The organism is Planktotalea sp. (assembly GCF_049680325.1).
Classification (GTDB): Bacteria; Pseudomonadota; Alphaproteobacteria; order Rhodobacterales; family Rhodobacteraceae; genus Planktotalea.
Map to the genome: position 1 here is coordinate 1 of NZ_JBAUHO010000214.1, position 13,660 is coordinate 13,660.

The following is a 13,660-nucleotide window of genomic DNA, read 5'->3' on the forward strand; positions in this document are numbered from 1 at the left end:
CCCTGCGTGACCGCTTCGTTTGAATTCGGATTGATAACGATGATGCTCATGGGGCGATGTTCACTCCGAAGTTTTGGGTCGGGTCCAGTTCTGGCGCGAGATAGCCCTTGCGCCCCGAGTGCTCGAACTTTGCACGCGCAAGGAACTGGCCATGACCTGCTTGGGCATGCAACGCACCGCCATCAATGACGCGGATGCCGCGACTGAGGACAGTGACAGGAAGGCCCGTCACCTCCCACCCCTCGAAAGCGGAATACCCTGCATTGTCATGCTGGTTATCCGCTGAAATCCTACCGCGCTTGTTCGGATCCCAGATCGCGATATCGGCATCCGCGCCAACAGCGAGCGTGCCCTTTTTAGGCAACAAGCCATAGAGCCGCGCAGCGTTGGTCGAACTGAGCGCAACGAACTCTGGCAGGCTGATCCGCCCCTTGCCAACACCTTCCGAGAATAACAAAGGCAACCGCGCGCCAATTCCCGGCATTCCGTTGGCTATCACAGTGAACGGAGCATCCATGCCATGGGCCAGCTTGCCCGTATCATCCATGCGATAGGGCGAGTGATCCGAACTGACCACATCGAAAGTGCCGCTTTGAATATGCTGCCAAAGCGCGGTCTGCGTCGCCGCATCGCGCAAAGGCGGCGAGCACATGAAAGCCGCGCCCTGCATGTCTGGCCTGTCCATATCGTTGCGCGTCAGGAACAGGTATTGCGGACAGGTTTCACCGTAAATCTTCGCGCCTTGCTGGCGGGCTTTCTGCACCAGCGCTGCGCCTTCAGGGGTGCTGACATGAACGATCAAAAGCGGTGCATCGACCAGTTTTGCCATGCAGATTGCGCGGTGGATCGCCTCTTCCTCGGCCAGAGCGGGATGGGACAACGCGTGATATTTCGGCTCCTTTAGCCCCCGCGCCAGCAAGCGGTCGGTCATCCATTTAATCATGCCTGCATTTTCGGCATGAACCATCGTCAGCGCGCCGTGCTCTTTGGCAACGCTCAGCACATCCAGAAACTGCGCGTCATTCACCAGCATTTTGTCGTAGGTCATGAACAGTTTGAAACTGGTGATCCCGCGCCTGAAGGCATCTGGCAACTCTTTGGTGAGAACCACTTCGCTCGGATCGGACACGATCAGATGATAGGAATAATCAAGCACCGATGCACCGCTGGCACGGCTATCATATAAATCAAGCGTTTCAGTGACGCCCATGCCGCGATGTTGCGCGGCGAAAGGGATAATGCAGCTATTGCCGCCAAAAGCCGCAGAAATGGAGCCAGACGTATAATCATCCGCCGTCATGCCGCCAGTTGCGGAATTCTGCGCGATATGGGCATGGGCCTCTATGCCGCCGGGCATGACCAGCTTGCCCGTAGCATCGATCACATACTTGCCGTGCAAACCCTCGCCCAGCGCTGCGATACGCCCGTCGGTGATGCCGAGATCACCATTGAACATTTCCGACGCGGTGACGCAGGTTCCGCCCTTGATGACCAGATCGTGTTTCATGAAAGGGCAGCCAGCTTTGCTTCTAAGCGTTTGGTCAAGCGGGTCAATTCTGCCTTGTCTAATGCGCTTAACGACGGCCCCGGCGCGCGAACCTTCGAGCTGGCCAGAACCCCGCGGCGATGCAAAACCTCTTTGCGAATGGCAAGGCCAAGACCCAGCTGTTGTTCATATCGGACAAGCGGCAAATAGGCGTCAAAAAGATCTTCTGCACCATCAACATCGCCCTCCAGATGGCGCTGGACGACCTGCACCATCATTTCCGGATAGGCAAAGCCCGTCATCGCACCATCCGCCCCGCGTTGCATTTCTTGCGGCAAGAACAGCGCGGAATTACCTGTAAGGATCGACAAACGCCCCGCACCGTCGCCCGTTTCGGCGCGAATGCGACTGAGTTTCGTCAGACCTGGCCAATCCTCATGCTTAAGCATGACAATCTGCTCATGCGCGCGGAATATCTCGAGCAGGGTTTCAACGGAAAAGTTCACCCCCGTCGTTTGCGGATAGTCTTGCAAACAGATCGGAACGTCGCCGCCCAATGTATTGCAAACCTGTGCATAATAGCTCTTCTGCTTGGCCTCTGTGTTCAGGCTCGGCATGGGTGCAACCATGACGCCGGCCGCACCTGCCGCCATGACCTCGCCCGTGAGGCGCGCCATGTTATCAAGACCGGGGCCAGACACCCCGACGACCACAGGGATGCGACCTGCGACATGGTCCAACACGTGGCGCGCGAATTGCAGCGATTCCTCGGATGTCAGCTTGGGCGCTTCGCCCATGATGCCAAGGATCGTCATGCCTGTCACACCGACCTCAAGGTAGAAATCGACCATGCGGTCGGTGCTTTGTAGATCCAGCGCGCCGTCTTCGGAAAATGGCGTCGCTGCGATAACAAAGACGCCGTTACTGTTTCGATGAATCATGCGCCCGCTCTCCTCGTGACATATTACGATGCCACGATGTGCGAGGGGCGCAAAGAGTTCAAGGGCTCGCGCTTTAGATGGCGAACAAAGCGTCCTGCTCGTCTTCGTCCGCTTCCTTGGTCGCGATGGCAAAAGCTTCTTCATCAGCACGCGCAGTAGCTGCATCGCTAAAGAGGGACGCAATCGCGCCGCTCTCTGGCGTATCGCCAAGCGGTAGCGACTGCCCTTCGGTGTCAGGCCCGCTCCAGGTGACATCCAGTGACTGCGCGCCGCCCGTATCAAGATAGCGCACGTCAACGCTATGATTGCCTGAGGTCAGGAAGATCGAATTGCTTTGCGCCGCACCATCATCGGACGCATCGGTGTTTACAACAGGCAAGCCGCTGATCGACACCTGAGCCTGATCGTCGGATGACACCCCAATTCGATAGAGGCCCGCGTTTTCCACAGCCAATTGCGCGGTGAACTGCACGGCACCATCATCAGGGCCGCCCTCAAGCAAAGCACCATTTTCCGAAGCGAGCGTGATACCTTTGGTGATCTGTTCGCTTGCGGCAGGGCCTTTGAAATCAACATCCTTCAAAGAGGCTTCATCTGTTTCGCATGCTTTCGCGTGGTACTCTTTGAAACCCTTCTGAGGCGCTTGTGCCTCTTCTTCAGACTCTTCTTCAGGCTCTTCAGACTCTTCTGGCAGGCTTTCTGTCTCATCGGACTCTTCGTCCTCGGGCAAACGCTGCTCTTGCTCATCATTGGTTTCATCACCTGACGGCACAGTTCCGGCAAGCGGAATGACGTCCCAGTCCGTAGAAGGACCGACCCAATCAATGTTCAGGGATTGCTCACCAGCGACTTCGAGATACTGGACCTGCACATCATGTGCGCCTTCGTCCAGATCAAGCCAGACCGAAACCATGTCACCCGCTTCACTAGCGCTGGTATCCAGCACCACTTCACCATTAATCATAATACGGGCTTCGTAATCCGCGACGACAAAGATTTCATGCGCGCCTGCTTGGCTCACGTTAAGCGTGGTCGAATATTGCACCGCAAAGTGATCTTCGCCGCTTTCAGGAACGAAGGAACCGGTCACCTCAAGATACTGAAGTGCATCAATTGTGCCGCTAGCCGAAGGAGGCGCGGTAAAATCAACATCCGCAAGTGTCGCGACCTGAGTGCCTAGCTCGAAATACGCCGCAGAAAATCCTTCGCTTCCAGATGCCAAAGGTGGCTCTGGTTCCGGCGCAGGTTCAGGCGCTGGCTCGGGCTCAGGCGCTGGCTCGGGCGCAGGCTCTGGTTCGGGCTCTGGCGCAGGCTCTGGGGATGGCTCCGGTTCGGGCGCAGGTTCAGGTTCGCTTGCCAGAACCTGAATCTCAACACGACCTTCGACGACACCGCCTTCTCCGTCGCTTACCACGTAAGTAAAACTATCGCTGCCTACAAAACCTGCTTCAGGCGTATAGACCGCTTGACCGCCCACAAGGGAAACTGTGCCGAATTCGGCACTTCCAAGCGAGACAACATTCAAAGGATCGCCGTCCGCATCGCTGTCATTTGCCAGCAGATCAATTACTGCGACTTCATCCTGCGTCATCTCTGCAATATCATCACCGACGGTTGGATCGGTATTCACGTCGACAATAACTTCGCCAACCTCAGGCGCGGTGACGTCCATCAACTCGGATATCTGCGTGTTCAACAGTTCGAAGTTTTCCGCAACAAGCGGATGCACAGTATCAGGCACTTCAAAATCCGCAGGAACCGCTTCGCCGAAAACGGCGGGATAGGTAATCATGCTGGCAAGGAAATAGACCGTTTCAGTCCCGTGCGGCGCGCTATCGACATAAAGATCATCCAGCGTCAGCCCTTCAAGCGGGCCATCCGTAAACAGTTCTGCCATGACCGAGGCAACAGGGATCAATTGAACATCCGCACCGGGCACGGCAGCGTTCACATCATCGACCAGCTCAACGTACCAATCATGATACTCGCCAGCGTTATATGCGTGATAGGCGTCCAACTGGCTGTCCGACACGGGGTAGCCAAAATTACTGCCCAGGTCCGCCCAGCCTTCATAGACATAAAGCTGCGCGCCCGGCTGATCGGCCATTGTATCACGCACGATATCAATAGTTGCATCCAAGGGGGAGCGTGAATCACCGACATAAACCTCATCAGGCGCACGATCCTGAATGAAGTTGTCGGGGGTAATCATTACGCTATCAAAGCTGACCTCATTGAAGCTTGCAGTGTCTGTATCCCAAACACCTTCAACCCCTTGGAAACCCCATTCATTTCCTGGCTCATCACGGTCCGCAAACTGACGCAGAAAACCGTAACCGCCATTTGCCGAATACGTGTTGCCCGCTGTTTCGCTGAACTGGTTAAGCCAATAAGGAACGTTACTTTCCGCAGAGCCGCCTGCAAAATTTACAAGGCTATTTCCATAGATAAACTGGTTAATTTCTACTGGCACGCGCGTTTCCCCCGAAACCCAACTATGGATACGCATCAACAAAGACTAACGCATCCTACTCGTATTTATGTTGATAGGTATCTACCGCCAACCGTTGAGCACACAAGGGGGGAAAACCGACTCGCATCATTTTTGCCCTAATTTCCGTAGGGTTACGCGAAAATCCGCCAATCACACAGCGCCGCAGGGTGCTATGATACCACCCAGAAACAATGACCGCTGTTAGCGCTCACTGTTTACGCAACATCGGGGCCAGAATGATCGTGATGCACAGAAGAAGCGCGGCGACGGCGTAGAACGACACATAAAGGCTAAACGCTTCGGACAAGCCGCCCATCAGGGGCGGGCCGACGAAAAAACCCATGTAACCGATTACAGAAATGCGGGTGATAACAAGTGCGCGTTGCTGGTTGCTCACCCGCTTTCCTACCGCAGAATAGGCCATAGGTGCCATCACAGACACGCCCAATCCGAGAATTCCGAACCCGATGTAAGCTGTGAGCAAATCAGAGGCGCTGGCCGCGATGATTGCGCCAAGTGCGGCGATGAGGCCCGCAATCTGCAAAGCTCGCGTTTCACGCACATAGGTTGTGACAAACTGCCCGGACAACCGCCCGACCCCCATGGTCAGGCCCAGAATTGCCGGACCCAGCGCACCCTGTGCGGCGCTGCCCCCAAGACTGCGCTCCAAATGAAGCGCCGACCATGCTTCGGTGGCCTGCTCTGCAAGAAATGCGAACATGATGATGAGACCACCGAACAAGATTAACTTGCTCGGCAGCTTTATCGATTTGGCATCGCCATCCTGCTCGATTGGCGCGGGCCTGTGAAACATAACGGGCAGCAACAACAGCGTAATCACCAGGACAATTCCAAAGACCGTTGCGGGCCCGAAACCCATTTCACGCAGCACACCCGCATTGATCGCCGCACCCGCATAAGCAAAGGAAAACAAAGCATGATTAAGGTTCATCAGCGAACGCTTGCTGTCTGCCTCGATTCCGCTCAACCGCGTATTCATAATAACATCGAGCGAGCCCGAGCCAGCCGACGCGAAAAGCATAGCCACGGTGAAAAAGGCCACATTCGTGGCAAAACCCGGCAATAAAAACGAAACCGCCATGACAAGGGCCGCCCCCTGCATAGCGCGCGGACCAAGGCCCGCCTCGATGCGCGGCGCAAGCCACATTGCGGCCAAAGCACCAAGCGCCGACAAGAACATCGCGCCCCCAAAAACACCGTCACCAGCGCCGATAGCCGCCTTAATGTCTGGCACCGAACCTGCGAAACTTCCCCAACACAGCCCGACCAGCAGAAAGCCGATTGCAGGCGCACAAGAAAGGCGTAAGTCAGAAATGAAGCTGCGTGCAAAATTCATTCCAGTGAAGTGCCTGCAACACCCCTTCTTTGCAAGGAAAATGGGGCTTTCCCTGACAGCGATTCCCGTCTATACGCGCGGCTTCACGCGAGGTGACAGCCTTGGAGGCACTTCGCTCTTACATTTGGAGAATATAAAATGGCTGGAGAAATTCCTGATTTCCACGCTGAGGTCCGTACGGGGACAGGCAAGGGCGCCGCTCGTCAAGCACGTCGCGCAGGCATGGTGCCTGGTATCGTTTTCGGTGGCGACGCTGATCCTCTACCAATTAACGTTGAGTTTAAAGTTCTGCTTAAAGCCCTGAAAGCAGGCCGCTTTAAGTCCACTTTGCTCAACATGAAGGTTGAAGGCCACGACGACGTTCGCGTTATCTGCCGCGACGTTCAGCGCCACGTTGTTAAAGACTTGCCAACGCACGTCGATTTCATGCGCCTGCGCCGCACAACCAAGATCAACCTCTTCATCCCGGTTGAGTTCATCAACGAAAATGCAGCACCCGGCATCAAGCGCGGCGGTGTTCTGAACGCTGTGCGTCCAGAGATCGAGCTGATCGTAACTGCGGGTGATATCCCTGAGAAGCTGACAGTAGATCTGACAGGCGTCGACATTGGCGATACCATCAACATCTCTGACATCACGCTTCCTGTTGGCTCCAAGCCAACAATCGATCGTGACTTCGTTGTTGCAAACCTCTCTGCGCCGTCTGGCCTTAAATCTTCCGATAACGAAGATGAAGTCGACGCAGCTGACGTTCCCGCGACCGAGTAATCAGAAGACTAAGGTCTTTGCTTACTCTAATGATTTGAAACGGGGCCCCTCAAAGGCCCCGTTTTTCGTTATAGATGAGTCGTAAGAGGAAAAAGGAAACGCGTGATGCAGCTTTTTGTTGGCCTCGGAAATCCGGGAAGCAAATACGCCAAGAACCGCCACAACATCGGCTTTATCGTTCTAGACGAGATCGCGCGCGATCATGGCTTCACCCCGTGGAAATCGCAATTTCAGGGCGAGGTTGCTTCAGGCACCCTTGGCGGCGAAAAAGTGCTGCTGCTGAAGCCCTCGACTTTTATGAACCTTTCGGGTCAATCCGTCGGCGAAGCGATGCGCTTTTACAAAATGACGCCCGAGGATGTTACCGTCTTCCACGACGAACTTGACCTCGCCCCATCGAAAGTGCGCGTGAAACTTGGCGGTGGACATGCGGGCCACAATGGACTGCGTTCGATCCATCAGCACATCGGCGAACACTACCGCCGCGTGCGCCTTGGCATCGGCCACCCCGGCCACAAGGACCGCGTTGCAGGATATGTGTTAAGCGATTTTGCCAAGTCTGAAGCAGGCTGGCTTGATGACGTCACCCGTGGCTGTAGCGATGGTGCAAAAGAACTGGCGGCAGGCGATAGCGCACGGTTCTTGAATGCCGTGTCTTTACGAACGGCCCCTGCCCGGTCGTCTAAATCGGCGAAACCTGCTCAAGAAACCAAGGCAAAGCCTGCGCCCGAAACCGAAGCAAAGATCGACACGCGCAGTGCCATGCAAAAACTTGCCGACAAGTTTCGCTCTCAATAAAACCGCGACGAAATTTGTTTCTATCTGCGCGCCGAACTGCTATATTTGGGCCACTGACCGCCATGAGTCTTTAGCTCAAAACGGACAGACCTTTCTGCAAGATTTTTCCAAACCGCCCAGCCAGGCTTGAACCGTGAAACGTTCAAGATATCTGGCGGCAAAGCCTGTGAAACCTCCACGTCATTAAGTTGTTCTTAGAAGGGAACCAAAATGTCTAAAGGCGATAAAACACGCGGAAACCGCGAACACAAGAAACCCAAAAAGGTCAAAGAAAAAGCCCCGACCATTGCCGAATTTGGCAAGGGCAAAAACGATCCGATTATTGGCGCGAAGAAGGCCAAGTAGGCCAAGTCGCGGCAGCGCAGTTTTCTAACGCGCTGCCGCACACACAGATTGGACCAAACCAACATGAGTGAAACCACGCATTTCGTCTGCCAAACCTACACACGCGCCGAACGTTCAAACGGGCGCAATCCAATGCCCCAGTTGGTCCAGGGCAAAGCAATTCAATGCAAATCCATGGAAGACGCCGAAGCGCGGGCCAACCGGCTGTTTGAAGGCGGCTCTTATGCGGGTGTTGATGCTTATTCGATCGCAGTCGATATCGAACTTGGCGACTATAGCGAGCCAGTCTTTATCACCCGCCTTGGTGATGTCCCCGAACTCGAGGATTAGGCGCGCTTGACCAAACGTTCACTCGCTTAGGATTTGCGCGCCTGCCCCTTTCCATGCTTGTCTAAGCCAAAGGGAGAATTTCATGCGCCGAATACTCAAGATCATCCTGTGGATCGTTCTCGTTCTTGTTATCCTTGCCGTTGCCGTTGGCATATGGAAGCGCGAAGAACTCAAACGTCTTATGGCCGTAAATTCGCTCTTTAGCGCGGAAAAGATCGTCACCAACTTCTCTGGGATGAATGCCGCATTCCTGTCTGTTGATGTTCCGCGCGGCGATGGCCCTGTTAGCGAACTTCCAAAGGGCGATCCGATCACCCTAACCCCGCAGGTCGAGCAATGGATCAAGGATCGCACAGTGACGGCGCTGGTGGTGCTCAAAGACGGCGCGCTGGTGCATGAAAGCTATTATCAGGGCACCAATCCGGACGACCTGCGCATTTCATGGTCTGTCGCGAAAAGCTATCTTTCGGCCCTGTTCGGCGTTCTGCTTCACGAAGGCGCGATTGCGTCTATTGACGATCCCGTCACCAAATACGCGCCCTCGCTCAAAGGCGGCGCATACGATGGGGCGACGATCAAAAACGTGCTGAACATGGCCAGCGGTGTCACCTTTGACGAGGACTATCTCGACAAGAATAGCGATATCAACAAAATGGGCCGCGTTCTGGCGTTGGGCAAATCTATGGATGGCTTTGCCGCCGACCTGAAGGAAACCTTCGCCAAGCCCGGCACCGACTGGCAATATGTTTCAATTGATACCCATGTGATTTCTATGGTCATTCGCGGGGCAACAGGGCGCGATATCGCTCCGCTTTTGTCCGAGAAAATCATCGCCCCCATGGGGCTAGAAGCCAGCCCGTATTACCTTACCGACGGCAATGGCGTGGCCTTCGTTCTGGGCGGTTTGAACCTGCGCACACGCGATTACGCACGTATGGGCCAGATGTTTCTGCAAAACGGCATGTACAACGGAAAACAGATTATCCCTGCGGATTGGGTTGCGGCCTCTACAGTGCCATCCGCGCCAACAGGCAAGGGTGAATTCGGCTATGGATATCAGTGGTGGACCCCGGAAGATGTGCGCGAAGGCGAATTCCTCGCACGCGGGGTTTATGGGCAATACATCTATATCAACCGCCCGCTTGGCGTTGTGATTGCAACCAATGCAGCCGATCGCAAGTTCCGCGACGAGGGCGTTCGCGACTACCAGATCGAGATTTTCCGCAAGATCGCAGAAGGCTTTTAGGGCATGCAAAAAGACCCAAGCATCAATGTACTTGGTACAGAACTAGAGCTGTGCAGCCTTGACCCGCTCACAGGCTATTTCCGCGACGGGTTCTGCAACACATGCGCAGCGGATCAAGGCAGCCACACAGTCGCAGCGATCCTGACGAAAGAATTTCTGGCCTTCTCGGCCTAAGTCGGCAACGACCTAAGCACGCCGCGGCCCGAGTTCGGGTTTGCAGGCCTCAAGGAGGGGGATGTCTGGTGCCTTTGCGCCGCGCGCTTCTTGCAGGCACATGATGATCGTTGCGCGCCATTGGTGAACCTCGCCGCAACCCATCAACGCGCTCTCGACATCGTGCCTTTGGATGTTTTGAAGCTTTATGACCACAACGCCCAATCGTAATTCCGATGGCACCACGAAACCAAAGGAGCGCCGAATGAGCCAGCCAGTCGGTTTTTGGAACGGGTTCGAACGCCTGATCCTGATGCTCACCTTCATTTCCATAATTCTGGGCGGTATCGCATTCTTCTGGGAAATGGGAGATCGACGCGAAGCACGCGGCGATCGCAAGGCAGAGGCTATTGATCGCGCTTGGACACGGTTACTTGCGCCAGCCGTTGGCAATACAGGCAAAGCCGAAGCCATGCGCTATTTGAACACGCAAAATCAAAACATGTCTGGCATCGATCTGTCTTGCAAACGGATGAGCGCGGGGCAGTCTTGGGACGAGGATCTAAGTCGATGCTCAGCGCCGATAGCTCTGACTCGCAGTGACCTCTCGGGCATCCTACTTGCTAATGCGAATTTGAACGGTGCCGATCTACGTGCCAGCACCTTTTCCAAAGGGCACCTGCAAGGAACTAAGCTACGCGGAGCAAATCTGCATAGCACAGATTTCAACGGCGCCAATCTGGAAGACGCAGTATTTTCGCGAAGCAATTTGTACCAAGCCCACTTCATCGATGCTAATTTGACGAATGCTGATCTGAGCGGCTCCTTCCTGTCTAGCGCAGATTTCTCACGCGCGAACGGCTTGGCATCTGTGATCCTGAAAGACGCTTGGGCTTGGGCAGACCTGCCTCCAAAAGGTTTGAAATCCAAATGGATCAACCTGTGCAAGTTCAACGATCAAATTCACAAAAGGCACCTGCTACCACCGCTCTGCCAGCAATAATGAACCATATATGCAATTCTACGTTTTACGCCTTTTACGAATAAACTCGAAATCTGCGGAATATGCCCTACACTTGAATCATAACGGCCCATGCAGCGGCGGATTAGACCGCCGCAAAGTCCCAGCAAAGGAATGAACTCATGTCCAAGGTCACGCTTTTTTCTTCCGCCCTTCTTGCCGCCAGCTTGGTGATCGGTGCACCGCATAGCCTGCGCGCCGCTGGCGAGGAAACGCCGCCCAAAACTACAAACACAACGAAGAAATGCAAAGAAGGCAGGGTCTATGACGCCCAAACCAAAAAATGTCTGAAGGTCGAGTCGCATAATTTCACCGACGATCAGCTTTATCTCGCGGCGCGCGAAATGGCCTACGATGGCCAGTATCAAAATGCCTTGCATGTGCTGGACGCCGCAGAAAACCAGAACGATCCTCGCATTCTGAATTATCGCGGTTTTACCAATCGCAAGCTGGGCAACCATGCGCTCGCGATGGAGTATTATGAGGCCGCGCTCAGCATTGATCCCGACTATATCCTTGCGCGCTCTTACATGGGTCAGGGCCTGCTTGCTTATGGCGACACAGATGGTGCCAAAGCCCAGCTTGCCGAGATCCGCCAACGCGGCGGGCGCAACACGTGGTCCTACACCGCGCTCGCCATGGCACTACGCGGCGTACCGTCCAACTATTGATAATTTTTGCCTGCCGCCAGCTTGACCTAGGCGGTGGGCACCAACGGCTCTTGCATCAGATCGTCGATAAACAGACTAAGAAGCTGACTGCGCCCACTCACCCCTGCCTTACGATAGATAGCGTTTGTCTGGGCCTTGATCGTCCCTTCGGACGTTTTGCGAAGCCCGCCGATCTCTGCTGTGCTCATACCCTTTATCAAAAACAACGCCACGTCCTTTTCGGCGGGCGTAAGCCCCCAAGCCTCAAAGCGTTCCTGTAGCACTTGTGCGAAAGCGCCCGCCGCGATTTTCAACTGTTCTTCAACCTGAACAGTGCGTGCGCGGAATTTGAGCAGGACAGCGATGCCAAGAACCACCCCCAGCACCAATCCCAGCGCAGCACCGATTTCTAGAAGTTCACGGGTTTGCCAGCTAATTGGCGCAGCGCGCAGGCCAATCAAAGTGAACAAGATATCCGATACAAAGAATATGGCGCAAACGATTTGCAGGGCCGCGATCAGAACAAGCGCAACACGCATCATTTAGAGGGTCCCCCCCCGGGGCTCGCACCTGGACCTGAACCCGGACCAGGCCCCGAAGCCGGACCGCTACCCGCAGGTGCACCGGACGGAGCGGCACCGCTCGGTGCACGTTCACTTGGCGCACGATCCAGTATTTGCGGCCCTGTGACCTCTGCGCCATCGGCACCCGAAAGAAAGTCGCGCAGGATTTCTCCGGTTCTCGGGTTTACGATAATTTCACGGCGTTGCGCGCCATTGGCAGCATTCAATCGCAAGCGACCAAGCCATGTTTTTGTAATCTCGACGCTTTTATATCCCTGCGCACGTAGTTGGTCAGCAATCTGGGAACCGATGTCTTGTGCCGCCAATGGCACCGCAAACATGGAGATCGTCAGGGCAAGGGCAAAACGCTGTTTCATTTGGCATCCTTCACATTTGGAATGCATGTGCCCTTGGGCACATGCCTAGTGTATGAGGCGCAGCTAGCGGCAGGTAGAACAAAATGCCAGCTACATTCGCGTCGGGGTTTAGCCGCGACCACCGCCATGGCCGCCTTCGCCATGGTCAGGTCGGTCCGCTTGTCCACGATCCGGACCTTGTGCTTCACCCTTTGGGCCTCGCTCTGGCATGGCAATGCCTGCCTCGGTGGCTGCCGTTTCAACATAGCTATGAAAATCACCATCCGTCGAGGCGTCATAGCTTTCCCGCAAACCTTCTACGAAGGCCCGAAAACCGGACCGCTGTTCCGTCGCGCTTTGGGCGAATGCAGCTGTTGAAAGGGAAGCCGCTGTGAGGGCAATCAAGATAATTCGTGTCATTTCAGTTTTCCATTTACTTGGTTTCAGTCCCCCGAACCTGCGCTTAAAAGTTTTGCCACGATATTGACCAAAGGGTTATTTTGGCCCGTTTAGACAGACGGTTTAACTAAGTATGCTGTAAGTTTATGTGCCAAATCCGGGGCGTTTTCACAAAACTGCGAATGCGGTGCGGCAGCTACGCGAAACAGGATTCGGCGCGGGCCGCGCTGCCCTCTTGCCCTACCTGCACAGCCCTTTTCACCGCTGCGCTAATCGCCGTTGTTTCAACAGGCCTTGATCGAGCGCACTTACACACACCCAAACAAAGCAGCCACATCTATTAGAACGGCAACAAACGGTAAGAAACACGCACAGCTTTGCATAACAAAACGCCCGCGCTGTAAAGGGCGCGGGCGTTCAAACGAGATCGGGCGCATGACAAACCTGCCAGCGCCCGCACCGATGTTTCAGACGTTAGCGCCTAACCGTTTGAATTGCGTTTTGGCAAAGATATCCCCGCTTCACCGGCTGCGGTTACAACGAAGTCGTGAAACCCGCCGTCCAGACTGGCGACATAGGTTTCGCGCAAACCTTCGACAAAGTGAAACAGGTCATCGCGGTATTCGCCCTGCGCATCAGCTTTCAGCGCTTTTCCAGTGCGTCTATCGAAGGCGAATTCGACCGCTTCGCCTTCGCGCGATCCTGTGGCAAGAAACACATCGCAGCCGCTGAAGACTACGATGTCTTCTATGC

At 55.0% G+C, this 13,660-nt stretch carries 15 protein-coding genes and 1 pseudogene; 8 read left to right on the forward strand and 8 right to left on the reverse strand.

The window, feature by feature from the left end; all coding sequences use genetic code 11:
* Positions 1 to 46 precede the first annotated feature (46 nt).
* The 4 genes from hydA to WBC85_RS09680 form a co-directional block, all read right to left on the reverse strand.
* On the reverse strand, positions 47 to 1,507 hold the full coding sequence (gene hydA, locus WBC85_RS09665) for a dihydropyrimidinase (RefSeq protein ID WP_424435945.1): 1,461 nt from the start codon (positions 1,505 to 1,507) through the stop codon (positions 47 to 49).
* Complete coding sequence (locus WBC85_RS09670; protein WP_424435948.1) at positions 1,504 to 2,427, reverse strand: dihydrodipicolinate synthase family protein; 924 nt, start codon at positions 2,425 to 2,427, stop codon at positions 1,504 to 1,506. Before WBC85_RS09670 ends, hydA begins: the two co-directional genes overlap by 4 nt.
* Positions 2,428 to 2,500: 73 nt before the next feature.
* Entirely contained in the window at positions 2,501 to 4,900 is a 2,400-nt protein-coding gene (locus tag WBC85_RS09675) for an Ig-like domain-containing protein (protein WP_424435951.1), read from the reverse strand.
* A 229-nt stretch (positions 4,901 to 5,129) separates the two neighbouring features.
* On the reverse strand, positions 5,130 to 6,278 hold the full coding sequence (locus tag WBC85_RS09680) for an MFS transporter (protein ID WP_424435954.1): 1,149 nt from the start codon (positions 6,276 to 6,278) through the stop codon (positions 5,130 to 5,132).
* Between the two features lie 138 nt (positions 6,279 to 6,416).
* On the opposite strand from WBC85_RS09680, the gene WBC85_RS09685 reads away from it, so the two are divergent.
* The 8 genes and pseudogenes from WBC85_RS09685 to WBC85_RS09720 all read left to right on the forward strand — a co-directional run bounded on the left by WBC85_RS09685 (position 6,417) and on the right by WBC85_RS09720 (position 11,610).
* Entirely contained in the window at positions 6,417 to 7,046 is a 630-nt protein-coding gene (locus WBC85_RS09685) for a 50S ribosomal protein L25/general stress protein Ctc (protein ID WP_424435957.1), read from the forward strand.
* A 105-nt stretch (positions 7,047 to 7,151) separates the two neighbouring features.
* Positions 7,152 to 7,844, forward strand: coding sequence for an aminoacyl-tRNA hydrolase (gene pth / locus WBC85_RS09690; protein ID WP_424435960.1), 693 nt, complete (start codon positions 7,152 to 7,154; stop codon positions 7,842 to 7,844).
* 210 nt (positions 7,845 to 8,054) lie between these two features.
* Entirely contained in the window at positions 8,055 to 8,189 is a 135-nt protein-coding gene (locus tag WBC85_RS09695) for a hypothetical protein (protein WP_424435963.1), read from the forward strand.
* Between the two features lie 63 nt (positions 8,190 to 8,252).
* A complete protein-coding gene (locus tag WBC85_RS09700) occupies positions 8,253 to 8,519 on the forward strand; it encodes a hypothetical protein (RefSeq protein WP_424435966.1) in 267 nt (88 codons plus the stop codon).
* A gap of 82 nt (positions 8,520 to 8,601) precedes the next feature.
* Positions 8,602 to 9,765, forward strand: coding sequence for a serine hydrolase domain-containing protein (locus tag WBC85_RS09705; RefSeq protein WP_424435969.1), 1,164 nt, complete (start codon positions 8,602 to 8,604; stop codon positions 9,763 to 9,765).
* A 3-nt stretch (positions 9,766 to 9,768) separates the two neighbouring features.
* Positions 9,769 to 10,149, forward strand: a pseudogene (locus WBC85_RS09710) (DUF2237 family protein).
* 34 nt (positions 10,150 to 10,183) lie between these two features.
* A complete protein-coding gene (locus WBC85_RS09715; RefSeq protein ID WP_424435974.1) occupies positions 10,184 to 10,921 on the forward strand; it encodes a pentapeptide repeat-containing protein in 738 nt (245 codons plus the stop codon).
* Positions 10,922 to 11,061: 140 nt separating this feature from the next.
* Positions 11,062 to 11,610, forward strand: a complete 549-nt coding sequence (locus WBC85_RS09720; RefSeq protein ID WP_424435977.1) for a tetratricopeptide repeat protein — start codon at positions 11,062 to 11,064, stop codon at positions 11,608 to 11,610.
* A gap of 26 nt (positions 11,611 to 11,636) precedes the next feature.
* On the opposite strand, the gene WBC85_RS09725 is transcribed toward WBC85_RS09720, so the two are convergent.
* From WBC85_RS09725 to WBC85_RS09740, 4 genes are all read right to left on the reverse strand, one after another.
* A complete protein-coding gene (locus WBC85_RS09725) occupies positions 11,637 to 12,131 on the reverse strand; it encodes a helix-turn-helix transcriptional regulator (RefSeq protein ID WP_424435980.1) in 495 nt (164 codons plus the stop codon).
* Positions 12,128 to 12,529: a hypothetical protein gene (locus tag WBC85_RS09730; protein WP_424435983.1), complete on the reverse strand. Its 402-nt coding sequence runs from the start codon at positions 12,527 to 12,529 to the stop codon at positions 12,128 to 12,130. Before WBC85_RS09730 ends, WBC85_RS09725 begins: the two co-directional genes overlap by 4 nt.
* 108 nt (positions 12,530 to 12,637) lie before the next feature.
* Entirely contained in the window at positions 12,638 to 12,928 is a 291-nt protein-coding gene (locus WBC85_RS09735; RefSeq protein ID WP_424435986.1) for a hypothetical protein, read from the reverse strand.
* Positions 12,929 to 13,388: 460 nt separating this feature from the next.
* Positions 13,389 to 13,660, reverse strand: a 272-nt coding sequence (locus WBC85_RS09740) for a hypothetical protein (RefSeq protein WP_424435989.1), incomplete at its 5' end; no start/stop codon positions are given.

Bases quoted from the DNA above. Each gene is read 5' to 3' on its own strand.
- hydA (WP_424435945.1), bottom strand. From the start codon at position 1,507: ATGAAACACGATCTGGTCATCAAGGGCGGAACCTGCGTCACCGCGTCG.
- WBC85_RS09670 (WP_424435948.1), bottom strand. From the start codon at position 2,427: ATGATTCATCGAAACAGTAACGGCGTCTTTGTTATCGCAGCGACGCCA.
- WBC85_RS09680 (WP_424435954.1), bottom strand. From the start codon at position 6,278: ATGAATTTTGCACGCAGCTTCATTTCTGACTTACGCCTTTCTTGTGCG.
- WBC85_RS09685 (WP_424435957.1), top strand. From the start codon at position 6,417: ATGGCTGGAGAAATTCCTGATTTCCACGCTGAGGTCCGTACGGGGACA.
- pth (WP_424435960.1), top strand. From the start codon at position 7,152: ATGCAGCTTTTTGTTGGCCTCGGAAATCCGGGAAGCAAATACGCCAAG.
- WBC85_RS09695 (WP_424435963.1), top strand. From the start codon at position 8,055: ATGTCTAAAGGCGATAAAACACGCGGAAACCGCGAACACAAGAAACCC.
- WBC85_RS09700 (WP_424435966.1), top strand. From the start codon at position 8,253: ATGAGTGAAACCACGCATTTCGTCTGCCAAACCTACACACGCGCCGAA.
- WBC85_RS09705 (WP_424435969.1), top strand. From the start codon at position 8,602: ATGCGCCGAATACTCAAGATCATCCTGTGGATCGTTCTCGTTCTTGTT.
- WBC85_RS09715 (WP_424435974.1), top strand. From the start codon at position 10,184: ATGAGCCAGCCAGTCGGTTTTTGGAACGGGTTCGAACGCCTGATCCTG.
- WBC85_RS09720 (WP_424435977.1), top strand. From the start codon at position 11,062: ATGTCCAAGGTCACGCTTTTTTCTTCCGCCCTTCTTGCCGCCAGCTTG.
- WBC85_RS09725 (WP_424435980.1), bottom strand. From the start codon at position 12,131: ATGATGCGTGTTGCGCTTGTTCTGATCGCGGCCCTGCAAATCGTTTGC.
- WBC85_RS09730 (WP_424435983.1), bottom strand. From the start codon at position 12,529: ATGAAACAGCGTTTTGCCCTTGCCCTGACGATCTCCATGTTTGCGGTG.
- WBC85_RS09735 (WP_424435986.1), bottom strand. From the start codon at position 12,928: ATGACACGAATTATCTTGATTGCCCTCACAGCGGCTTCCCTTTCAACA.